The organism is Deinococcus sp. AB2017081 (genome assembly GCF_034440735.1).
Lineage (GTDB): Bacteria > Deinococcota > Deinococci > Deinococcales > Deinococcaceae > Deinococcus > Deinococcus rufus.
The window spans coordinates 1,724,801-1,746,448 of the sequence record NZ_CP140098.1 but is presented as its reverse complement, the minus strand read 5'-3'; the positions used below and the strand labels follow the sequence as shown (position 1 = coordinate 1,746,448).

Annotated in this window: 19 protein-coding genes; all 19 read right to left on the bottom strand. The window is 71.1% G+C overall.

The window, feature by feature from the left end:
• Window positions 1–296: 296 nt before the first annotated feature.
• Entirely contained in the window at window positions 297–2,009 is a 1,713-nt protein-coding gene (locus tag U2P90_RS08445; RefSeq protein WP_322474567.1) for a helix-turn-helix domain-containing protein, read from the bottom strand.
• On the bottom strand, window positions 2,006–2,365 hold the full coding sequence (locus U2P90_RS08440) for a DUF3293 domain-containing protein (protein ID WP_322474566.1): 360 nt from the start codon (window positions 2,363–2,365) through the stop codon (window positions 2,006–2,008). The genes U2P90_RS08445 and U2P90_RS08440 overlap by 4 nt, the downstream gene beginning before the upstream one ends.
• Before the next feature lie 86 nt (window positions 2,366–2,451).
• On the bottom strand, window positions 2,452–2,829 hold the full coding sequence (locus tag U2P90_RS08435; RefSeq protein ID WP_295818109.1) for a hypothetical protein: 378 nt from the start codon (window positions 2,827–2,829) through the stop codon (window positions 2,452–2,454).
• A complete protein-coding gene (gene truD / locus U2P90_RS08430) occupies window positions 2,826–3,908 on the bottom strand; it encodes a tRNA pseudouridine(13) synthase TruD (protein WP_322474565.1) in 1,083 nt (360 codons plus the stop codon). The genes U2P90_RS08435 and truD overlap by 4 nt, the downstream gene beginning before the upstream one ends.
• A gap of 101 nt (window positions 3,909–4,009) precedes the next feature.
• Window positions 4,010–4,786, bottom strand: coding sequence for a hypothetical protein (locus U2P90_RS08425; RefSeq protein WP_322474564.1), 777 nt, complete (start codon window positions 4,784–4,786; stop codon window positions 4,010–4,012).
• Window positions 4,783–5,523, bottom strand: a complete 741-nt coding sequence (locus U2P90_RS08420; RefSeq protein ID WP_322474563.1) for a MogA/MoaB family molybdenum cofactor biosynthesis protein — start codon at window positions 5,521–5,523, stop codon at window positions 4,783–4,785. The genes U2P90_RS08425 and U2P90_RS08420 overlap by 4 nt, the downstream gene beginning before the upstream one ends.
• An 86-nt stretch (window positions 5,524–5,609) precedes the next feature.
• Window positions 5,610–5,876, bottom strand: a complete 267-nt coding sequence (locus tag U2P90_RS08415) for an M-like protein (RefSeq protein ID WP_295818118.1) — start codon at window positions 5,874–5,876, stop codon at window positions 5,610–5,612.
• A 209-nt stretch (window positions 5,877–6,085) separates the two neighbouring features.
• Window positions 6,086–7,198, bottom strand: a complete 1,113-nt coding sequence (locus U2P90_RS08410; protein WP_322474562.1) for a DUF58 domain-containing protein — start codon at window positions 7,196–7,198, stop codon at window positions 6,086–6,088.
• A complete protein-coding gene (locus tag U2P90_RS08405; protein WP_380103479.1) occupies window positions 7,195–8,208 on the bottom strand; it encodes an AAA family ATPase in 1,014 nt (337 codons plus the stop codon). The genes U2P90_RS08410 and U2P90_RS08405 overlap by 4 nt, the downstream gene beginning before the upstream one ends.
• Window positions 8,205–9,638 carry a DUF4129 domain-containing protein gene (locus tag U2P90_RS08400; RefSeq protein ID WP_322474560.1) on the bottom strand — a complete coding sequence of 478 codons (1,434 nt, stop codon included), beginning with the start codon at window positions 9,636–9,638 and terminating at the stop codon, window positions 8,205–8,207. Before U2P90_RS08400 ends, U2P90_RS08405 begins: the two co-directional genes overlap by 4 nt.
• Before the next feature lie 139 nt (window positions 9,639–9,777).
• The gene (gene rpoD / locus U2P90_RS08395; RefSeq protein ID WP_322474559.1) at window positions 9,778–11,316 is read right to left on the bottom strand and encodes an RNA polymerase sigma factor RpoD; all 1,539 of its coding nucleotides are present in this window, start codon (window positions 11,314–11,316) and stop codon (window positions 9,778–9,780) included.
• 218 nt (window positions 11,317–11,534) lie between these two features.
• The gene (locus U2P90_RS08390; protein WP_322474558.1) at window positions 11,535–12,734 is read right to left on the bottom strand and encodes a class I SAM-dependent methyltransferase; all 1,200 of its coding nucleotides are present in this window, start codon (window positions 12,732–12,734) and stop codon (window positions 11,535–11,537) included.
• A gap of 241 nt (window positions 12,735–12,975) precedes the next feature.
• Window positions 12,976–14,142, bottom strand: coding sequence for a phenylacetate--CoA ligase family protein (locus U2P90_RS08385; RefSeq protein WP_322474557.1), 1,167 nt, complete (start codon window positions 14,140–14,142; stop codon window positions 12,976–12,978).
• A gap of 251 nt (window positions 14,143–14,393) precedes the next feature.
• Window positions 14,394–15,236, bottom strand: coding sequence for an ABC transporter ATP-binding protein (locus U2P90_RS08380; protein WP_322474556.1), 843 nt, complete (start codon window positions 15,234–15,236; stop codon window positions 14,394–14,396).
• A gap of 76 nt (window positions 15,237–15,312) precedes the next feature.
• Window positions 15,313–16,497: an ABC transporter substrate-binding protein gene (locus tag U2P90_RS08375; protein ID WP_322474555.1), complete on the bottom strand. Its 1,185-nt coding sequence runs from the start codon at window positions 16,495–16,497 to the stop codon at window positions 15,313–15,315.
• 79 nt (window positions 16,498–16,576) lie between these two features.
• Window positions 16,577–17,650 (bottom strand): branched-chain amino acid ABC transporter permease, encoded by a 1,074-nt coding sequence (locus U2P90_RS08370; protein WP_295818141.1) that lies wholly within the window; start codon window positions 17,648–17,650, stop codon window positions 16,577–16,579.
• A gap of 126 nt (window positions 17,651–17,776) precedes the next feature.
• Window positions 17,777–18,673 carry a branched-chain amino acid ABC transporter permease gene (locus U2P90_RS08365; protein ID WP_295818145.1) on the bottom strand — a complete coding sequence of 299 codons (897 nt, stop codon included), beginning with the start codon at window positions 18,671–18,673 and terminating at the stop codon, window positions 17,777–17,779.
• Complete coding sequence (locus U2P90_RS08360) at window positions 18,670–20,637, bottom strand: AMP-binding protein (protein ID WP_322474554.1); 1,968 nt, start codon at window positions 20,635–20,637, stop codon at window positions 18,670–18,672. Before U2P90_RS08360 ends, U2P90_RS08365 begins: the two co-directional genes overlap by 4 nt.
• Window positions 20,634–21,416 (bottom strand): ABC transporter ATP-binding protein, encoded by a 783-nt coding sequence (locus U2P90_RS08355; RefSeq protein WP_322474553.1) that lies wholly within the window; start codon window positions 21,414–21,416, stop codon window positions 20,634–20,636. Before U2P90_RS08355 ends, U2P90_RS08360 begins: the two co-directional genes overlap by 4 nt.
• Between the last annotated feature and the right edge of the window lie 232 nt (window positions 21,417–21,648).

The following is a 21,648-nucleotide window of genomic DNA, read 5'->3' as shown; positions in this document are numbered from 1 at the left end:
GTGTCAGGCTCAGCCCTGACCCGCTTCTGCTTCGGAAGCGGTTCCACAATCGAACGGGTTTGGTATGAAAAAGGCTACACCCCGCCGTGGGCGGTGTCAATGAGCATCCTCCACCGGGGTGAGCCGCGGGTGGTGTACTCCACTGTGCCGCGTGTCCTCATCCCCTCCGGAGCCGCCCGCGATCACGTCGGGAGCGGCAGATCCCCGGAGGACACGGAGCTGGAACACGCGTCAGACGGAATGCACCGGCCGTGGCGGATGGGCCGGTGCGGCTCCGGGAGCAGGCCCGTGGTGGTTCAGGTCTGTTCGTAGGCGGCGTCCCGGGTGCCGGTGCCCAGCTTGCGCAGCAGGCCGTCTTGCACCAGCCCGCGCAGGGTGCGCCACGCCTGCTGGGTGGTCAGGCCGCAGGTCTCGCGCAGATCCACGTTGCGGACGCGGCCACGCTCGCGGGCCAGGGCCAGCGCGATCGCCCGCACCTCGGCGCGCGACGGCCCGGCGGGTTCCAGTGCCACGGTTCGCACCGGGCGGGGAGCGGCCACGGGGCGTTCCGGCGGCCTCGGCAGGGCTGGCGGCGTGGGCACCTCGGGTCGGCCCAGGGCCTCGCGCACCTCGGCACTGAGGGTAAAGGCGATCCCGCGCCCCACGCCGGAGCGGCCGATCAGACCGTGCTCCTCCATGCCGCGCAGCAGGCGGGGGGTGCGGTCTTCCGGGAGTTGCAGGGCCCGGGCCAGGGTCTCGCGGGTCGCCTCGCCCTCGCGCGCCAGCAGGGCCAGCACGATCAGCATGTCCAGCGACAGCGTCTGCATCTCCTCCTGCTTGCGGGCCACGAACCGCACGAACTCGGCGTCGAAGCCCGGCGAGTGCAGACTCAGGGTCACGGCGTCGGGGTAGGTGGTGTACTCCGGCGGTTCCTTGCCATGCCGCAGCATCAGCGAGTACATGGTGTCCACGCCCACGCCCGCCCGCTCGACCAGCCCCAGGCGCGAGAGCACCTCGGCCAGCAGCGGATTGCGCCGCTTGGGCTGGTGGCGCAGGATGTTCCCCGGCGTGATGCCGCCGGGCAGGCCGCCAGGGTTCAGGATCTCCAGCCGATCCGGATGGTGGTGCACGTGCACCACGTCCCGCAGCCGGTATTCGCGGTGCGTCAGGGCGTTCAGCAGCGCCTCGCGGTACACGGCCTCGTCCTGATCCCAGACCTCGATCCGGAACAGGCCGACCTGAACGGGCGTGAAGCGGTTCCTGGCCTGGATCAGCTCGGCCAGCCGGGTCAGCAGGGCCGGGATGGGCCGCAGCAGGTCTTCACGGAAATGGAAGTCCACGCCGGCGTCCACGTGGTGGTAGTAGCAGACCTCGGCCTGGGGGACGTGCGCCCGCAGCGCTGCCGGAGTTCCAGCCAGCAGGATCGCGGCCAGCGTGGGCCGCAGCGCTCCCCCGCTGGGCACCAGCAGACCCAGCTCCTGCAGAAATTCCAGATCCGGCAGATTCGTCACCTGGCTGCGGCGGCCCAGACCCCGCAGCCGGGCCACCTCGGCCGGGTCGAGGTCGGCCAGCGAGGCGTCGGGCGGCACGACCGCGGTGTAGTCCTGGTCGGCCACCGGTTCCGACCCCGGCGGCGTGACCGGAACCAGGTGGGCCCCGTCCCACGCGATCACGCTGCCGTCGGGCGCGGCCAGCACGTAGGGCGCCTGCGGCACGAACACCGCCAGCACCTGCCCGCCCCCGGACAGGCGGTGGTGCTGCACATTCACGGTCAGGCGGCCTCCAGACAGCTCGAAGATCGCGTGCGTGACCATCAGCGGGTGGAGTTCCCCGGCATCGCGCTGGCCGCCGTCGGCCTCGGGGGCCACATCCACGCCCACCAGCACGGTGCCGCCCCGCGCGTTGGCGAGGCCCACAGCGTAGCGGGCCAGCTCCTGCGGGCTCACCTCCAGCGGCAGGTGGACGCAGGTGGGGCCAGGCGGGGGCAAGACCCCCACCGGTGAGATTCCGCCCTGTCCACCGGTCGTCACGGGGAACCAGTATACGGGCCGACGGGCATCGCCCAGCAGCGTTCCACGACCACTGGCCCGAGCCACACCACGGCCACGCGCCCCCCCGCACCCCACAGCACTGCAGCCTGCCCGAACTGCCGCCCCAGCGCGGCGGCGTCCCGGAGCCGCGCTCCCGGCAGCAGCAGGGCCTCCTCGGCCCAGGGCGCAGCTCCATTCACGACGGGCACGGCCTCCCCGGTCCATGCCCGGCGCAGCTGGCACGCGGCCCGGCGGTTCACGGCGTCCGGGTGCCGCTGTCCGCCGGGATTCCACGCGGTCACGATCGCCCACGGCGCGCCGCCCGCTGCCCACGGCGGCGTCCATTCGGTGGGCACGCCATGCAGCCCGAAGCGCGCGGCAGCCGGGCCGTAGGAGGTGCTCAGGAACGCGGCCCGCAGCGCAGGATCGGGATGCAGGGTGCTCAGCGCACGACCGGGGCCGTCACGTTCAGGATCAGGCCGCCCCGCAGGCGCAGCACCAGACTGATCTTCTGTCCGGGGGCCAGCTGGCCCCCCAGCACCACCCGGTAGCCTGTGTCGCTGCCCAGTTGCAGACTGCCCTGCACCGGCATGCTGGTCACGACCTGACAGCGTGGGGCGCACTTCATCAGCCGGCCCCGCCCGACACTGCTCCACACGCCGACCAGATCGTCCGACTTGGGCACGGTGACGCGGCCCTGCACGATCGCACCGCCGTGCATCACCTTGAGGTTCAGGGCCGCTGACAGGCTCTGCGTGGTCTGGGCGTGGACGCCTGGCAGCACACACGGCAGCAGGCACAACATGGCGCGTTTCTTCACTCGTCTCCTCCGGCCAGCGAGTCCGTGGCCAGTCCCTCGTCGCCCACCGGCGCCAGCGTATCGACGTCGGTCTTCATGAGCTCCCGCAGCACACTGGTGGCAAAACTGCCGCGTGGCAGCGTGAACGCCACACTGTATCCGTCGTCGGTGTCGGTCACGCTGCCGCCCTCCAGAAACACGCGGGTCAGACGGCGGTCGCCCCGGCGCGACGCGAAGGCCTGTGGAGACAGGCCGAAGGCCGCCAGGGCCTCGGCCTCCAGCGCACCCGCGTCGAAGGCCAGCGGCCGCACCTTGCGGCCGAACAGGGTGCCCGTGGCACTCAGCTCACCGCGCCCGGCCCGCAGCGACTCGGCCGCCGCGTCCTCGACCTGAAACACGCCCCCGGTGTCGTGCTTCTTGGCCATGTCTCCGCGCAGGAGCGTGGCGTACAGCCCCCGTTCCAGACGCAGGCTCAGGAACCGGTTGAAGAGCATGCTCTGCACGCTGGAGGTCAGGAAGCGCCGCACCCGCGGGTCTTTCAGGCGCGACTCGCCGCGCAGCACCCGCAGGCCCTCCTCGGCGTTCACGCCGCCCAGGCCGAAGCGCTGCGGCCCGAAGTAGTTCGGCACGCCCTGCGCCTCCAGCACTGCCAGCACCTCACGGGCATGCCTTCCCTGTCCGGCGGCCCCGCGCACGCGGATCACGAAGCGGTTGCCGCGCAGGTGGCCCATCGCCAGCTTGTTGGTGTGGCGCGTGACCTGCACGGTCTCGACCCCGTCCAAGGCCAGCGCTCCCAGCCGTTTCTCGGCCTTCGCGGGCAGACTGAGCCACTGGGTCGTGACCGCATGCCGGTCTTTCAGGCCCGCCACGCCGATCTCCTGTTCCCGGAGACCGAGCTGCGCAGCCAGCATCCGGACGACATGCGCGGTCGTGTGGCCGGTCTTGCGGATCTCCACGAAGACGTAGTCGCCCTCGCCGGCCAGGGGGTACAGGGGCACCTCCTGCACCACGAAATCCTCCGGATCGCGGCGCAGTCCCCCACCCGTCCCGGGGCCGGCCGTCAGGGGGGACAGGGCAGACCAATCGAACACCAGACTCACGATCCCGCCACCATACCGCCACTCCGGCGGGGTGGCGTGAGAGGCCCTGCGCCCGCTGGAGACGCCAGGGCCCCCGACGGGCGCCGCGCGGCGCCGGCGGGTCAGTTCAGGACGCGCTCGGCGGCCCGTGCGGCCGGTGTCCAGTCGGCCCGGAAGACCCGGGGGGCCTCGGCCGCGCCGTACCACACGCGGATGCCGCTGTCCCACGCCGAGACGGGCAGCAGCGCCTCCTGCCCGGCCCGCAGTTCGGACACCACCTGGCCATCCTCACCGCGTACGCGGTACCACGCGTTCACCCCGGCGGGCGACCACCCGGCGAGCAGCAGCTTGCCACGTGACACGTTCTTCAGGTGGGCGCCGCGTTCGGACAGCGTGACATTCAGCTCCGGCCACTCCGGCACCACCGGCGTGTTCCAGCGCGCCAGGAACCCCGGCGCGGCCGGGACGGGTCGGGGGTACAGCGCCGAGGCCAGCAGGCCCGCCCCCCCCGCCAGCACCAGCAGCAGTGCGAGCACCAGCGGCAGCGGCTGCGGCTCCGCCCGGAGCACGCTCAGGAGCAGCGCTCCACCGATGACCACGCCCACCGCCGGCCACGCGAAGGGCGGGCGATCGGCAGTGCGGCGGTAGGCACCGGGCCAGAATTCCGCGAGCAGCAGCACGGCCGCACCCACCCCGAACAGCGCCGGGATGTCCAGGATGGCCGCCGCGAGCAGCATGCCCAGTCCCGGCAGGGTCCACCACGCCACCGTGGGGACGAAGCGCCGCCGCGCCTCCCGACCGATCCGCAGCAGCCAGTACGCGGCGATCAGCGCGATGCTCAGCGCCAGGACACCGCTGACCGGATACAGCGGCTCCAGCGGGAACAGCAGCGGATTCACAGCGGGCCGTCACCCTTCTTGTGCCGCCCCAGACCCGCCGCCGCGCCGCCCCCGGTACCGGCCGCCGGGAACCCGCCGGGCAGGGGCGACAGGGGCAGGCGCTCCAGTGTCACGCGGGCCAACGGCGCCGGTTCGGCCGGCGCGGGCTCGGCCCCGGTCACAGGCACGCCCGGCTGTCCGTGGCGCTCCAGCTCGAAGATCAGGTGCGGCAGCTCATCGCGCAGGATACCCTCCCACGCGGTCTTGACGGCATTCAGGCTGCCGGGCATGGCGAAGATGACCGCGCCCCGGCACAGTCCTCCCACGGCCCGCGACAGCATGGCGGCGCCGCCCACCTGCTGGTAGCTGAGCATGCGGAACAGTTCCCCGAAGCCGGGAATGGGCTTGGTCAGCAGCGACTCGACCACGGGCACCGTCACGTCCCGGCCCGTGATGCCGGTGCCGCCCGACGACAGCACGATCTGCGCCTCACGCGAGAACTGCACGAGCGCCGAGCGGATCTCGACGGCGTCGTCCTTGACGATGCGGTACGCGACCACGTCGTGTCCGGCCGCCCGGAGTTCAGCCATCAGATACTGGCCACTGGTGTCCGTCTCGGTGGTGCGCGTGTCGCTCACCGTCACCACGGCCACGCGGGCGGCGCGGGGAGCGGCGTCACGGTGCTGCTGCGCCGACCCACCCTCCGGGGCGCCGCGGCCAGGAACTGGACTGTCAGATGTCGAGAACACGTCGGCCATACGTCACGATACCCCTGACACACATACGGCCGCCACGGCGGAACCCCCGATCCGGGGCAGCGTGGCGGCCAGTCGGCGAAGCCGATCTACTGCTGGTCGTCGCCCATGTTCGTGCTGGGGGGATCGCTGGCGTCCATGGTCTGCGCCACGGCGACATCCTGCTTGTCCATGCCCCGTTCCTGATACTCCCCGGGCGCGCGGCTCTCGGCCTCGACGGTCGCGTCGATCTCGGCCTGCTGGTCGGTGCGGCCCATGAACTGCAGATCGACATTGCTGAGTTCGGTGCCGGTGTGCTGACCGCTGTGCTCGGACTCGGCCGTGCCGGCGGGGCGCTGATCGTCGTCGTGGGTCATGGCGCCACGGTAGCAGGGGGGCCGGACGGGCCGCATGAGCGCTTCCTTCATGTCATAACACTCAGGTGAGTCGTAGACGAGCCCGAGCGAAGCGAGCACGAGAAAAACACTGGACGAAACGATGGAAATCTATGCCGATCTGTTCACGGCATAGATTGGAGTCGTTGTCGTCCAGTGTCATCCGCAGGTTCTTCATCGCCCGTGGCTGCCTACGTGCCCATCTGGAGCACGCTCTGGTTGCCGCGCAGGATGTACACCAGAATGCCCGCGCCGGCCAGCGCCCCGGCCTGCCGTTCCAGGTCGCGCACGGCGTCGGGCAGGCCCGCCCACTGCCGGCGTGGGGACTCGCCGGGTTCCAGGTAGTAGCCGTCGGGCAGCGCCACGATCACCACGCGGCTGGCGTGTGCCCGTGCACGCATGGCCTGTGTGATCAGCGCGGCGCTGGGCCGGACCGTCAGGATGAAGAGATTGCCGCCGGCGCGCGTGGGAGGGATCGAGGGCTCCCCCGGCACCAGGGCCGCCCGGGCCAGCAGATACAGCGCGCCCTGGACGGCGGCGGCGCCCGTGCCCACCGGAGACACGCTGCCGGGCAGCGCCACCGCGACCGGCAGTTCCAGCGCCACCGCCTCCTGCACCATGCTGGCAGCCAGCCGCACGGCGCTCTCCAGGGACATGTCGGTGCCGCTGCCGGTGTCCACGTACACGGTCACGGAACTCGCGGCCGTGCGCTCGGGATCGCGCACGGTCAGGGTGCCGGTGCGGGCCGTGAGCCGCCAGTGGACACGGCCCGGCGGATCTCCGGGCACGTACTCGCGCACGCCACGCTGGCCCAGGGGATCGTCCAGGCCCAGGCGGCGGGTCAGGCCGCCCTCGCTGAGCAGGGGGCGCAGCAGTTCCGGCAGCACCAGGCCGTGCGTGCCCGGATACACCAGCACGCTGTGGGGGGCGGGCACCGCCACGGCGTGCCAGAACAGGCCCAGCGGATCGGCCCAGCGCAGGGTGGCTCCCGGCCACGCGTGGACGCCGCGCCGGTTCAGATCGAGCATGGTCTGGAACTCCACCGCGACCTCGCCGATCCCGGCCCCGACCAGCGTGACGGGCATGTCCGGCACCACGGCCCGTGGCGTGGGATCGTCCAGCGTGAACCGCAGCGGCAGGCGGCTGCGCAGCGTGACCTGAACGCCCAGCGGCACGCGGCTGCCCTGGAACGCCCGGCCCGGCACGTCACGGGTCACGGCGATGGCCGGAGGCGTGCGGTACGCCAGCCACAGCACGCCGACCAGGATCCCGGTCACCGCCAGCCAGACCAGCAGGGCGGTCACCGGGTCGGAGGCACGCGGGCGTGGACGGCCGTGGTGGGCACGTCGTCCACGGACGCCGTCTCCACGGGCACCGGCTCGGAGCGCAGCACCTCGGCCACGACGGCCTCGGGGGCCAGCCCCTGGAGCCGGGCCTCGATCCGCAGGGTCAGGCGGTGGGCGAGCACGGCGGGCGCGGCGACCTGCACGTCGTCCGGCGTGACGAAGGTGCGGCCATCGAGCCATGCCAGCGCCTGTGCCACACCCTGGAGGGCCAGACTGGCGCGCGGCCCGGTGCCCAGCAGGATCTGCGGGTGCCGGCGCGTGCGGGCCCCCAGCGCGGCCACGTAGCGCTGGACATCCGGCGCGACGTGTACCTCGCGCACCTGGGCCTGGGCGTCCAGCAGGTCGGCCGGCGTGGCGACTGCCGACAGGGTCGTGATCGGGTGGGCCCCGCGCAGCCGCGAGAGCATCTCCACCTCCTGTTCCAGCCCCGGATAGCCGACCGAGGTGCGCAGGACGAAGCGGTCGAGCTGCGCCTCGGGCAGGCGGTACGTACCCTCGTGCTCGACGGGGTTCTGGGTGGCAACGACCACGAAGGGCTTGCGCAGGACATGGGTCACGCCGGACTCGGTGACCTGCCCCTCGCCCATGGCCTCCAGCAGTGCGGACTGCGTGCGGGGCGTGGCGCGGTTGATCTCGTCGGCGAGCAGGACACCGGTGAAGATGGGGCCGGGCACGAACTCGAAGGCCCCGCTGGCGGGCCGGTACACGCTGACGCCGGTCACGTCGCCGGGCAGCAGATCCGGCGTGAACTGGATGCGCGCGAAGTCCAGCCCCAGGCTGCGGGCCAGGGCACGGGCCAGCATGGTCTTGCCGGTGCCCGGAACGTCCTCCAGCAGCAGGTGACCGCCGGCCAGCACGCCGGCCAGGCACAGCCGGGTCACGTCCTCCTTGCCCACCAGCACACGGGCGACGTTCTGGAGGACGCGGTCAGCAAAGGGCGGGGAGGTGCGGTTCGTGGTCATGGTCATCCTCGGGACGGGTGGACAGAGGGCAGGGAGGGGATCAGCACGCGCAGGTCGGTCAGGGCACGTTCGGCCACGCCCGCGCCGGCGTCCGTGACGTCCCCACCGTAGCGAACCGGGGCATACACGCGCACGAGATCCGCCAGCGGCTGCGCCAGCACGGGCACGTCCCGGCCCACGCGGACGGCGTAGGCCTGAGGGGACTCCGCCGCGCCCCGCGTGCGGCCGGTCGCGGCCAGGGCCGATTCGGCCGCCTGCCACGCCCTCCGGACGCGGTGCAGGGGCACGGGGGCGGGCACAGCGTCCCCCGGCTCCGGTTGGTCGGGCACGGGCGGCTCGTCGTCTGGAACGCCAGCATCATCCTGGCGGGCCAGGAACGCGGCGACCGCCAGCCCCACGAGCAGCAGCACGCTCAGGATCACCAGCACGTTCAGCAGCCCGGTCAGATCCAGCGTGCGGCCTGGCGTGTCCCAGCCGAAGCTGCCAGGTGGGCCGCCCGTGGCCCCGGAGGTCGCCCCGCCCGATGCCGCCCCGCCGCCCCCGGAGCCGGACGACGCCGTGAGGACGAAGACGGCCCCCAGGCCCACCACGCCCCCCACGATCAGGCCCAGGGCCATCAGTGTCTCGACCAGCGTGGCGGGTGTCCCCCCGGCGCGGGGGCGCGACCGCCACAGCACGGCCGCCCCCAGCAGCACGCCGGCTCCCAGCACGAGTTCCATCGGCAGCAGCGGAGCGTTCACGGTCAGCCGCAGCGGCGGCGCGGGGCGGGCCGGACTGGCCGTCTCGGCGCGGCCGGATGGGGTGGCCGGTGCCGGTGCAGCCGGGGAATCCGGGGCGGACTCCGCCGCCACGACCGGCTGTGGCGGGCGGGTCAGCGCCTCCCACACCGACGGCCCCCGGGGCAGCACGGCTGCCGCCAGCGTGACCCCGACGAGCACCGCCCCCGCCCAGCGCCACGCGGCCGGCCCCGGCGCGACGTGCCACGCCGCCGGTCGGTCATCCTCGGCCGGGCGGGCGACCGCGCCGCCCACCAGGGCCGGGAGCAGCAGTGCCTGTGGGGCCAGCAGGCCCAGGCCCAGCGGCACCAGCAGTCCGGATCGGTGGCCCTCCTCGATCCGCGCGGCCCCCAGGTGCAGCAGGCCCACCGAGAGCAGCCCCAGCAGTGAGGACACCGCCAGACGCACCACGTCCTCCGGTGGGCCGCCCACGACGCCCGGCACCGCCAGCACCGCTCCGCCCGCGACCACCAGCACGCCCAGCAGCAGGCGGCCCTGCACCCACTCGGGCCAGCGCACGCCCAGCGCGTACACCGCGCACAGCGCCGCCACCTGCCACGCGGGCAGCGCCCCCGCCAGCGCCAGGGGCAGCAGCGCCAGCCCGTAGGGACGCCAGCCCACCACGTCGGTCGGGGGCGCTGAACCGTCCGTGGCCGGCATGGTCACATCCACTCCCCGGACGGAATCATGCCGGTCAGGATACGGCGGTGGATCCGCGGGTGCCCCCACACCGGCAACCGCCCCGGCCTGGAGGGGCACGGGGCGGCGCGGGACAGCCCGGATCCAGTCCGGCCAGTCCTCAGTCCAGGAAGTCTCGGAGCTTGCGGGTGCGGCTCTCGTGGTACTTCAGCTTGCGCAGCGCCTTGTTCTCGATCTGGCGGATGCGCTCGCGCGTCACGTTGAAGCGCTGCCCGACCTCCTCCAGCGTGTGCTCGCGGCCGTCCACGAGGCCCTTTCTGAACTTCAGCACCATCGCCTCGCGCTCGGTGAGCTTCGAGAGAGCCTTCTCCAGCTCCTCAGACAGCAGCGTCTTGGCGGCGTTGTCAACCGGGGAATCCAGGTTCTCGTCGGGGATGAAGTCACCGTAGAAGGAATCCTTCTCGTCACCGATCGGGGTTTCCAGCGACACGGGCTCCTGGCTGACCTTCTGCACTTCCTCGACCTTCGTGGCGTCCCAGCCGGGCCCCATCGCCTCGGCGATCTCCTCGTAGGTGGGTTCGCGGCTCAGTTCCTGCTGCAGCTGCCGCGCGGTGCGAGTCAGCTTGTTGATCGTCTCGACCATGTGCACCGGGATGCGGATGGTGCGCGCCTGGTCGGCAATCGCGCGGTTGATGGCCTGACGGATCCACCACGTGGCGTACGTGGAGAACTTGTAGCGGCGGCGGTACTCGAACTTCTCGACCGCGCGGATCAGGCCCTGGTTGCCCTCCTGGATCAGGTCGAGGAAGCCCAGGCCACGGCCCGTGTACTTCTTGGCGATGCTGACCACGAGGCGCAGGTTGGCCTCGATCAGGCCCTGGCGGGCGGCGGCGCCGTCCTCGGTCTGGCGCATCAGGCGGCGGCGGCCCCGGTCGTCCATGTCGAGGTCTTCTTCCAGCACCTTGCGGGCTTCCTCGCCCTCCTCGATGCGGCGGGCGAGCGCGATCTCCTCTTCCAGGGTCAGCAGCGGCACGCGGCCGATCTCGTGGAGGTACTGCCGCACGGGGTCGTTGCTGACCGCGCGGGGCATGTCGTCGAAGTACTTCTCCTCGTCGTCTTCCTGCGCGGCGGCGGCCGGCACCGGGCTGTCGGCGTCGAGATCCGCGTCGTCGTCCTCTTCGTCCTCGTCGAGATCCTGCACCTCGATGTTGATGGACGCCAGGTACAGCTGCATGTCCTCGAAGGCGTCGGGCGACTCGGGGTCGAGGCCGCTGGCCTCCAGCGCCGTGGCGAGCGCCGTGGCAATGTCCTCGCTGGCGAGTGACCCGGCTGCTCGGCCACTCTTCAGCAGTTCCTGGATGCTGGGGTGCGCGTAGTACGGCTTCTCGGCCACGCCACCCCTGGCGGGCGCGGCGGCCTTGGCCGGTTTGGCCGCCGTCTTGGCTGCAGCCTTGGGAGCCTTGACCGGCGCGTCGCTGGTGCCGGGCGCGGCTTCAGGATCCGCCGGGGCCGCCTTCGGTGCAGCCTTGGCTTTGGCCTTGGCCGTGGGCTCTCCGGCCGCACGGGTGCGGGTGGTCACGCCCGCAGCCTTGCTGGCGGGTCTGGCGGCGCTCTTGGCAGGCGCGGATGCGGACGACGCCGTGTCCATACCGCGCGGGGTGGCCGCAACTTTCGTGCGGGGTTTCGTGGATTCTGCCATGCGGCCTCCTGGGGTCGGGCATGAATGGGGAGCAGGAATGAACTGGGGTGGAGCGGGCTCGTCCGGCCGTGGGACGCGCCGGGCACCGGAACGCGTCAGTCTAGCAAACGCAGTCCATTCCGCCGGGACGAGACGCACAGTACAGCTCACGTGCGCCACGACCGGAGGATCAGGGAATACGAGGGCCGTGCGGGATTGGTTCCCGGTCGGTACGCACGTCAGGAGCGGATCGCCTGGAGCACCTTGAAGCCGCCCGCCCGCACCCGCTCACGCACCGTGCCCACGCGGGCCAGCGGCTGTTCGTAGGGCAGGGGCTCGTTCGCCACGAGGTACACCGCGCCGCCCGGCCGCAGGAGCCGCCCGGCGGCGGCCATGAACTCGCGGGCGACATCCAGCACGACACCGCGCCCCACGTGGAATGGTGGGTTACTCAGGATCACGTCGAACTGCCGCCCGGCCAGCGCCGAGTCCACGTCCGAATGGATGACCTCGCCGGTCACGCCGCTGGCGGCCAGCGTGGCCTCGGCGCTGCGGACACTCTGGAGGTCGGCGTCGACCAGCGTGACCTGCGCTCCCCGGCGGGCGGCCCACGCGCCGATCAGGCCCGCGCCACAGCCCAGGTCGAGCACCGTGCGGCCACTCAGGTCGAGGTCGGCCAGGTCATCCAGCAGCAGCGCGGTCGCGCGGTCCGGTTTCGCCGCGCTGAACACGCCGGGCCGACCGACCACGGTCACCCCGTGGGCCTCATAGCCCTCGGGTTCCGGGATGGGGGGTGTGGGGCCAGGCCGGCGCACGAGTTTCGCCACACGCATCCCGCCGTCCCGGGCCACGGTCTCGCCGGTGCCGAAGGCGGCCGAAGCGGCCCGGACGTACCGGTCGAAACCCTTGTCGCGGTCGCCGGCGAGATACAGCGTGCCGCCCGGCGGGGTGTTCGCGTGGGCCCACGCGACCTGCGCGTGGGCGTAGGCGTTCCCCCGGTCGCCTGCCAGCACCAGCGCGACCGTCCGGGCCCGCTCGGGCCAGTGTCCGCTCAGGTCATCCCCGGGCACGGCCGCCAGCGGCGTCAGCCCCGCGTGCTCCAGCACCGCCAGCGCCGGAGCCGAGCCCTCCACGGCCCGCAGCGTCACGCCGGGCAGGCTGCCGAGCAGGCCGCCCATGGCCGACAGGTCGAGCACATCGCCCTTGACACGGTCTTTGCGCATGACCTGAACCAGCAGCGCCTGCGCGTCGTCGATGCCCGGGTAGCCGCGCACGCCGGGCTTGGTCAGGGCGGACAGGCCCTCCAGCCGGGGGGGCAGCAGCGCCGGCTGCATCTCGGCGTAGCGTGCGCGGGGGGACGGAGCCGGCTCGGCGTCCCCACCGCGCCGGGCACCCGGTGGGCGGGCGACCCTGATCTTCTGCTTGCGGCCGGAGGTCATAGTCCTCCGTCTATCACACGGACTGCCCGCGCATGGGGTCAGCCCGGTGGGGACACCCCGGACTCACCACCCGGCCACGCCGCGGGACGCCATGAACGGCATCTAAATCGGTTCACACAGACTGTGGGGGCTGCCCCTGCATACTGCGGGTGTCTCACAATCCAACTGGCCGTGTGACGCCAGTTCCACCGCCCCGCTGAACAGGCGGGGCTTGATCCGTGCACCGGAGCGTCCAGGGCACTCACGCCCGGCGATCAAGCACGCCCCGGCCCTCGTGCATGAGATCCACGTCCAGGTCGTCGAGGCGCACGGCGAACCGCTTCTGGAAGTCCGTGCGCAGGGTGTCCAGATCGGCGGCGGCGCCGCGCACCTGCAGGCCCAGCCGGTCGGTGCCCGCGTGCGACCACACGTGCAGGGTGTGCTGCGCGTGATCCAGGCCGTGCCCGGCCAGCCAGAACGCGACCTCACGCGGGAACAGTTTCACGCCCTTGACCTTGAGCATCCCGCCCACGTTGCCGAACACGCCGCGCGGCAGGTACGTCCCGTCCGCCCGGCGTTCCAGGGTGGTCAGGTCGCCGGTGCGGAAGCGCAGCAGCGGCATGGCCTGCTTGCCCACGTGCGTGACCACCAGTTCGCCGCGCTCGCCGTCCGGCACCGGCTCGCCGGTCTCCGGGTCGATGACCTCCAGATGCACCCAGCCGTCGAGCACCCGCAGACCGTCCCTGGCCGGCGTTTCCAGGGCCATCATGCCTGCCTCGGAGCTGGCGTAGCAGTCGAGCGCCGTACACGGCCGCTCCGGGCTGCCCAGCGCCGCCTCGACCCGCTCGCGGCGGCCCGCGACCGAACTCAGGGGCTCGCCGCTGGCGATCAGCAGTTCGACCCGCGCTCCGGCCTCGCCGAGTTTCTGCGCGAAGCTGGGGGCCGACACCAGCACGCGCACGCCCAGCACCCGCAGGGTGTCCAGGGCCGCGTCGGTCTCGCCGGGGCCGAAGGGGATGGTCTTGGCCCCCAGGGCCTCCAGCCCCCCCTGCATGAGCCACCCGCCCGCGAAGCGGTGGTAGCCGAACGCGACCTGCACGTGGTCGTCCGGCCGGACGCCGGCCCGGGCCAGCGCGTGGGCAGCGGCCTCCGCGTGGGCCTGGAGATCGGCCACAGTCGCGTATTCCGGCAGCCAGTGTCCGCCGGGATGGGGGGTCAGGTGTACGCGCACCGCGTCCGGATGCACGAGGTCGCCGGCCAGGAAGGCCTCGGTCAGGCGCTCGCGGGTCAGGAACGGCACTGTGGGCCACGGGACGTCGTCGGGCACGCCGTCCAGGGCGGCGCGGTACAGGGGCAGGGTGCGCAGCCGCCGCAGCAGCGCGGACGCGGCCGGTGGAGCGGCGGATTCGGACGCCAGAAGGGGTGTCATGCGGTACGTCCGCGCTGCCGGGAACTGGCGTGAACGGATCGGCACCGTCCGCCACGGCTCCAGTTCCGTCTGGTGTTGATCCTGGGGTTGCTTGGAACCGTCCCCGACTCACCTGAATTCCGTGTCATGACTCTCCCCGCCGCTCATGCAGATTCCGTCCGATTCCCGTCCATCTCCCGACAGCCATCCTGTCTCCTGCTCCCTTCGGTCGGATTTCCCCCGCTTTCAGCGGGATGGGGTCGGAGTCCGTCTCACATCCAGCGTTTGCGGCGTTTGTAGCTCTTGACGTCGCGGAAGCTCTTGCGGGCCCCGTGTTCCGTGACGCCCAGATAGAACTCCTTGACGTCGGGGTTGCTGGCCAGCTGCGCCGAATCGCCCTCTATGACGATCTTGCCGCCCTCCATGACGTAGCCGTAGTCGCTGTTGCGCAGGGCGACGTGAGCGTTCTGCTCGACCACCAGCACGCTCAGGCCCTCGTCGCGGTTGATGGCGCGGATGTTCTCGAAGATCTCCGCGACCAGCAGCGGCGCGAGCCCCAGCGACGGCTCGTCGAGCAGCAGCACCTTCGGATGCGCCATGAGTGCCCGGCCGATGGCGAGCATCTGCTGCTCCCCGCCCGAGGTGTACCCGGCCTGCTTGTGCCGCAGCGCCGGCAGCTTCGGGAAGTACGTGTAGATGCGCTCCAGATCGGCGTGCCACTGACCCCGTCCCAGGATCGCGCCGGCCCGCAGGTTCTCCTCGACCGTCAGGTGCTTGAAGACCCGGCGGCCCTCGGGCACCTGCACCACGCCGGCCTTCACCACGTCGGTGCCGGTCAGCGCACTCAGGGTCTGGCCGCCGAACCTCACGGTGCCCTCGCGCACGCGGCCGTTCTCGGGCCTGAGCAGCCCCGAGATGGCCCGCAGCGTCGTGGTCTTGCCGGCGCCGTTCGTGCCCAGCAGCGAGGTCACGCGCCCGGCCTGGACAGTCAGCGACACGCCGCGCAATACCTGAATGATGTCGTGGTAGACGACCTCGACGTTGTTCACAGTCAGGTCGCCCGGCGCGGCCGGCGGCGCGTGAAGCGGGGACGTGTGGGTGGACGGTGCCGTCATGACCTCTCCTTGCCGGGACGCAGAGGGCCGGCACTCTGGCGTTCAGCCCTCTGCCCTCTGCTGTGTGCCGTCTGCTTCAGTTGGGGTGCACCAGCTTGAACATCGCGCTGCGCTGCGGCCCGGTGATCGCCTTGAAGTTGCCGGTCGCGTCGGCCTGCAGGAGGCGCAGGGTCTCGGCCCCGACGTGATCCTTGGCGCTGAAGGTCACGGGGCCGACCGTGAAGCCCGGATTGAAGGCCTGCGAGCCCGTCATGGCCGTGATGGCCCTGAGCATCGCGGCGGAGCTGCCGTCGCCCTTGGCGCGGCGCAGCGCCTCGATGGCGATGCTGGCGGCCAGCATGCCGCTGGTGTAGTGCACGCTGCGGATCGTGTCGGGCTTGCGGCTGTACTGGGCACCGACCTTCTTCACGAGCTGGATGCCGGGCTTGTCGCCCTCGTCGTACATGTAGTACGAGGTCGACCAGATGAAGTTGTTCGCGGCGTCGCCGGCCAGCCGCGTCAGGTCTTCCCCACCGGTGTAATGAGCGCCCATGAACTGCATCCGGCCCAGCAGGTTCAGGCGCTTGGCGTCCTTCAGGATGTTCGCCACCGGCCCGGCAGTGTTCTGGTTGATGACGTACTTCACCCCCGCCGACTCGAAGCGCTTGAGCAGCGCGGTGTTGTCGAGGTTGTTGCCGCCGACCTCCTGCACGTCCACGATGGTCACGCCCAGGCGGGTCGCGGCCTTCTTCACGTCGTCCACGGGGGCGCGGCCGAAGGGGCTGGGGTTCACGACCAGCGCGATCTTCGCGCCGCGCTCCTTCTTCGCCACCCACTCGACCAGGCTGATCAGCTGCTCGGAATATGAACTGATCGGCAGGAAGATGTAGTCCGCGTTGGGCTGGTCGATGTTGCCGATGTGGTAGCTGCCGGGGAAGGTAAGGGTCCTGGTTTCCTGGATGGTGCTCTTGAGCTGCAGGGTGCCGCCGGTCGAGTAGCCCAGGAACGCGGCGGCCTGCTGGTTGCCCACGTAGTCCTCGAAGTTGCGCTGGGTGTTCGCGTTGTTGTACTGGTCGTCGCGCACCACGCAGTTCAGCTTCACGCCGGGCACCATGTTCTGCGCCTGCGCGTACTTGCAGTAGTCCTCCACGCCCGCGCCGTAGTTCGACCCGGCATCCGAGGTGGGGCCGGTGATCGCGCCGGACCAGCCGATGGTCACGGTCTTCTGGGCGGCGGCGACGGACACGGTCAGCAGGGCGGACAGGATCAGGGCTGGCTTCATGGGGAACCTCCGGGTGGGGCGGTGGGCGAGGGGCCGTAGGGACGGGCAGGCGGGGTGGTGTTCCTCAGAGCCCGCCGCTCTAGAACTTGAAGGGCCACTTCTTGAAGTACAGGCGCACCAGCCGCCACCAGTTGGCCAGGCCACGCGGCTCGTACATCAGGAACAGGACGATGGCGAGGCCGAAGGACAGGGGCCGCAGGGCGGTGGCGACATCCACGCCCGCTGGGAAGAGGTTCGCGCCGCCGAGTTTCTGGCTCAGGGCCTCCATGATCCGGTCGAGCGCCACGATGAACATCGGCCCCAGGAACGAGCCCGGCATGCTGCCCAGCCCACCGACGATGGCCATGGCGAGCAGCTGCACGCTGATGTGCAGGCCGTAATCCTCGATCACGACGGCCTTCTGGAAGTACGCGAACAGGCCCCCGGCGATTCCGGCATAGAAGCTTCCGAGCATGAACGCGGTCAGCTTGGAGCGGCCGGGGTTGATCCCCATGGCGGCGGCGGCGCGGTCGTTGTCGCGCACGGCGATCATGGCGCGGCCGTGGCGGGTGCGCAGCACGTTGCGCCACAGCAGGGCCAGCACGATCAGCACCGGCAGGATCAGGTAGTACCAGAAGGCATTGTGGTTCAGGAAGGTGTCGCGCACGCCGAAGACCTGCACGGTGGGCAGGCTGATCGCCCCGCCCTGCTCCAGCAGCGGCGAGTGCCCCACGCCCCACTCGAAGATGATCTGGAACGCCAGCGTCGCCACGGCCAGGTACAGGTATTTCAGGCGCAGGCTGGGCAGGCCCACGACCGTGCCGATCACGGCCCCCGCCACGCCGCCCAGCGGGATCGCCAGGAAGAACGGCAGGTTCCAGCGCGTGGCCGCCAGCGCCGTGGCATACGCGCCCACGCCCATGAACGCCGCCTGCCCGATATTGATCAGGCCGGTGTACCCGGTCGTGATGTTCAGGCCGATCACCGCGACCGCGTAGATCATGATCATGTTCACGTCGCGCAGCACGGTCTTGGGCAGCAGCTGCGGCACCAGCAGCAGGAGCAGCAGCAGCGCGATCAGACTGGCCTGCTCGGCGTAGGTCGCGAAGATCGTCTGATCCTGCCGGTACCCCGTGCGGTAATTGCCCGTCTGGGTGAATCGGGATGCGGGCACTAGCGCACCTCCGGTGAGGCGCAGAGGGCAGACGGCAGATGGCAGATGGCCACAGTCCGGCCGTGCTCCCCACACCTGGTTCTGCGCTGTTCGCTCTCGGCTCTCTGCCCTCTGCTCTCTGCACCCTTACACACGTTCGATCTCCTTCGTCCCGAACAGCCCGTAGGGCCGGACGAGCAGCACGGCGAGCAGGACGATGAACGGGAAGACCTCGCGGGTGCCGCCGCCCGGTACGACGCCGTCGAGGTAGCCGGCTGCCAGGTTTTCCAGGATGCCGATCAGCATCCCCCCGACGATGGCCCCGGCCACGCTGTCCAGGCCGCCCAGGATCACGACCGGGAAGACCTTCAGGCCGATGCCCGTCAGGCTGCCGATGGTCAGGCCGCTCATCAGGCCCAGGATCACGCCGGCGGCGGCGGCGGTCAGGCCGGCGGCGGCCCACGCCAGGGCGAACACGCGCTCGACGCTGGTGCCGACCGACATGGCAGCCATCTGGTCGTCCGCGACGGCCCGCATGGTGATTCCCAGCGTGCTCCGGCTGAAGAAGTACGTGAACGCCCCCAGCAGCGCCAGCGAGGCCAGCACCCCGACGATCTGCACGCGCGACAGCGGCGTGCCGAACAGGTCGAGACCCGCGCCGGTCAGAGCAGCCGGGGTCGTGAACGAGAACGACCCGGCCCCGTACGGCGTGAGATGCAGGATGCCGTCGATGACGCTCGCCAGCCCGATGGTGACCATGATGACCGCGATGATCGGCTGGCCCACCATCCGGCGCAGGAAGACCCGCTCGATCAGCATGCCGAGCACGAAGGTCGCGGCCATGGCGATCAGCCCGGCCACCCAGAAGTTCAGCCCGCCCTGCGTCAGCGCGAAGGCGATGAAGGCCCCACTGGCGATGACCTGCCCGTGCGCGAAGTTGATCACCCGGCTGGACTTGTAGATCAGCACGAAGCCCAGGGCAGCCAGCGCGTAGATCGACCCGATCACGACGCCGGCGAGCAGCAGCTGCGGCAGCAGGCTCATACATTCACCCCCACGGCAGCGGCCACACTGCGCGGGCTGGCCGACACCGCTGGCGGGCTCACGCGGTGGATCGACATGTCGGTGTCCACGGTCTGCGACTGGCCGTCCTGATAGCGGATGGTGGCCTGCACCCGCACGCTGTCCGAACCGTCGTACAGGGCGTGCACGATCGGCGCGTACTTCTCGCGGATGGCCCGGCGTCTGACCTTGCCGGTGCGGGTCAGCTCGTCATCGTCGGCGTCGAGCAGCTTGTACAGCAGCGCGTAGCGGGTGACGCGCTCATGCGCCTCCAGCCGGGCGTTGGCGGCGTGCAGTTCCTCCCGGATCAGTTCGGCCACCTCGGGGCGGGCCGAGAGATCCATATAGGTGGAGTACGCGATCTGGCGCTTCTCGGCCCACTGGCCGACCGTCAGCGGATCGACGTTCACCAGGGCAGTCACGTCGTCCTGCCCGTCACCGAAGGCCACGGCCTCTCGGATGAAGGGGCTGAACTTCACGCGGTTCTCGATGTACTGCGGGCTGAAGGTCTCGCCACGGGCGGTTTTCATGACGTCGCTCAGGCGGTCGATGACCTGAAGGTGCCCGTCCGGGGTCAGGCGGCCGGCGTCGCCCGAGTGCAGCCAGCCGTCCCGCAGGGTCTCGGCGGTGGCCTCGGGCTTCTTGTAGTAGCCCTGGCACACGGCGGGGCTGCGCGACAGGATCTCGCCCTCCGGGCTGATCACGCACTCGCCGCCCGGCAGGGGCTGGCCCACCGTGTCGAAGCGCACGTCGCCGTCACGGTGCACGTACGCGATCCCGATGTTCTCCGTCTGGCCGTAGATCTGCTTCAGGTTCACGCCCAGCCCGTGGTAGAAGCGGAACACGTCCGGCCCCAGGGCCGCGCCGCCGGTATAGGCGTGTTTCAGGCGCAGGAACCCCAGCTGGTCGCGCAGCGGGCGGGTCAGGCCCCAGTACGCGACCCAGCGTTTGAAGGCCGCCAGCGCACCCAGCCTGCGGCCGCTCAGCGAGGCGTCGGCGGCGTCGGTGCTCCACTTCAGCAGCCGGGCGTAGAGGGCGCGGTTCACGGGGTACGCCTCCTGCATCCGCAGGTACACCTGACTCTGGATGCCCTCCCACACGCGCGGCGGCGCGAACATGAAGTGCGGGCCGACCTCGACCAGATCGTGCATGGCCGTCTCGGGGCTCTCCGGGAAGTTCACGGTCACGCCGTTGGCGAGGGCCACGGCCACCGTCATCATCTGCTCGCCGATCCACGCCAGCGGCAGGAAGCTCAGGTAGTCGTCACCGGGGCCGAAGCCCTCGACCTGCCCGAGCGCCTGGCCCATGGACAGCAGGTTGCGGTGCGTGAGCATCGCCGCCTTGGGGGCCCCGGTCGTGCCCGAGGTCAGGCTGAAGTGCGCCACGTCGTCGGGGCGGCCCTGCGCGGCCTCGGTGCCGAAGAGGTCGCCGGGCTGCTGCTGGCCGAGCTGGCGCAGCTCCGCGAAACTCAGGAACCAGTCGTCGCCGGCGTGCCGGCTCATGCCGCGCGGGTCGTCGTAGATGACCTTCCGAACCCGCCCCAGCGCGGCGCGGTGCTCCAGCAGCTTGTCGACCTGCTCCTCGTCCTCGGCGAACACGACCACGGCGTCGGTGTAGTCCACGACGTACTGCACCTCGGCGGCCACGGCCGTCTGGTACACCCCCACCGACACCGCTCCCAGCGCCTGTGCCCCCAGTTCCATCTGCACCCACGCGGGGATGTTGTCCGCGATGATCGCGACCTTGTCGCCCCGGCGCACGCCCAGCGCGAACAGCCCGGCGGCGACCTCGCGGGTGCGCTCCAGCGCGGCGGCGTAGGTCGTCTCGTTCCAGATCCCGTATTCCTTGTGCCGCAGCGCCACGGCTCCCGGTGTCACGGCGGCACGGCGGGCCAGCAGCTGCGGGAGGGTCAGGGCGGTCACGTCGCCCAGGCCACCCGCCGTCATGCGCCCACCGCCACCGGTGCCGACACGCCGGTATAGGCCTCGATCACGCGCGGGTCGGCACTGACCTCCTCGGGACGGCCGCCGGCGATCTTCTGCCCGAAATCCAGCACGTGCACGTGGTCGCTGATGTCCATGACCACCCCGAGATCGTGCTCGATCAGGACGACCGTGATCCCCTGCTCGCGGCGGATGTCGAGGATGAAGCGCACCATGTCCTCCTTCTCCTCGACGTTCATGCCCGCCATGGGCTCGTCGAGCAGCAGCAGGCTGGGGGCCAGGGTCAGGGCGCGGGCGACCTCCACGCGCTTCTGGATGCCGTAGGCGAGCGTGCCGACCGGATGGGTGCGGTGCTGCTCGAGTTCCATGAAGTCGATGACGCGCTCCACATACGCGCGGTTCTCGGCCTCCTGGCGGCTGGCGCGGCCGTGGAACAGCAGCGAGTCGAGCAGCGAGTAGCGCAGGTGGGTGTGCCGCGCGAGCAGCAGGTTCTCCACGACGCTCAGGCCCCGGAACAGTTCGAGGTTCTGGAAGGCCCGCGCGATGCCGTAGCCGGTCACGACGTTCGGCGCGGCGCGGGACAGGTCGTGCTCGCCGTAGGTGATGCGGCCACGGGTGGGGTGGTAGAAGCCGCTGATGCAGTTGAGCAGGCTGGTCTTGCCCGCGCCGTTGGGGCCGATGATGGACACGATCTCGCCCGCAGGGATGGTCAGCGACACGTCGGTCAGGGCGTTCAGCCCGCCGAAGGTCAGCGTGACGTTCTCGACGTGCAGTTGCGGCATGTCACCTCCGGAGATGGTGGGGGGCGGGCCGGGCACGGACGGTGCAGGGCAGCGGAATGGGAATTGTCGGTGGGCCGATTATGAGGGCTGCACCGGAGCGGCAGTGCCGAATCTGTCTAGATATGTCTGGCCGATTGCCCGATTTATTCAGATCTGCCTAGACAGATCAGGTGGGCAGCCCACTGTACTCCGCACACTGACGCCACCCCCACCCGAGTCCGGCGGTGCGAGG

What these genes read in the sequence shown, in the direction of transcription:
- U2P90_RS08420 (WP_322474563.1), bottom strand. Translation starts at nt 5,523, where the DNA reads ATGGCCGACGTGTTCTCGACATCTGACAGTCCAGTTCCTGGCCGCGGC.
- U2P90_RS08415 (WP_295818118.1), bottom strand. Translation starts at nt 5,876, where the DNA reads ATGACCCACGACGACGATCAGCGCCCCGCCGGCACGGCCGAGTCCGAG.
- U2P90_RS08405 (WP_380103479.1), bottom strand. Translation starts at nt 8,208, where the DNA reads ATGACCATGACCACGAACCGCACCTCCCCGCCCTTTGCTGACCGCGTC.
- U2P90_RS08400 (WP_322474560.1), bottom strand. Translation starts at nt 9,638, where the DNA reads ATGCCGGCCACGGACGGTTCAGCGCCCCCGACCGACGTGGTGGGCTGG.
- rpoD (WP_322474559.1), bottom strand. Translation starts at nt 11,316, where the DNA reads ATGGCAGAATCCACGAAACCCCGCACGAAAGTTGCGGCCACCCCGCGC.
- U2P90_RS08390 (WP_322474558.1), bottom strand. Translation starts at nt 12,734, where the DNA reads ATGACCTCCGGCCGCAAGCAGAAGATCAGGGTCGCCCGCCCACCGGGT.
- U2P90_RS08385 (WP_322474557.1), bottom strand. Translation starts at nt 14,142, where the DNA reads ATGACACCCCTTCTGGCGTCCGAATCCGCCGCTCCACCGGCCGCGTCC.
- U2P90_RS08380 (WP_322474556.1), bottom strand. Translation starts at nt 15,236, where the DNA reads ATGACGGCACCGTCCACCCACACGTCCCCGCTTCACGCGCCGCCGGCC.
- U2P90_RS08375 (WP_322474555.1), bottom strand. Translation starts at nt 16,497, where the DNA reads ATGAAGCCAGCCCTGATCCTGTCCGCCCTGCTGACCGTGTCCGTCGCC.
- U2P90_RS08365 (WP_295818145.1), bottom strand. Translation starts at nt 18,673, where the DNA reads ATGAGCCTGCTGCCGCAGCTGCTGCTCGCCGGCGTCGTGATCGGGTCG.
- U2P90_RS08360 (WP_322474554.1), bottom strand. Translation starts at nt 20,637, where the DNA reads ATGACGGCGGGTGGCCTGGGCGACGTGACCGCCCTGACCCTCCCGCAG.
- U2P90_RS08355 (WP_322474553.1), bottom strand. Translation starts at nt 21,416, where the DNA reads ATGCCGCAACTGCACGTCGAGAACGTCACGCTGACCTTCGGCGGGCTG.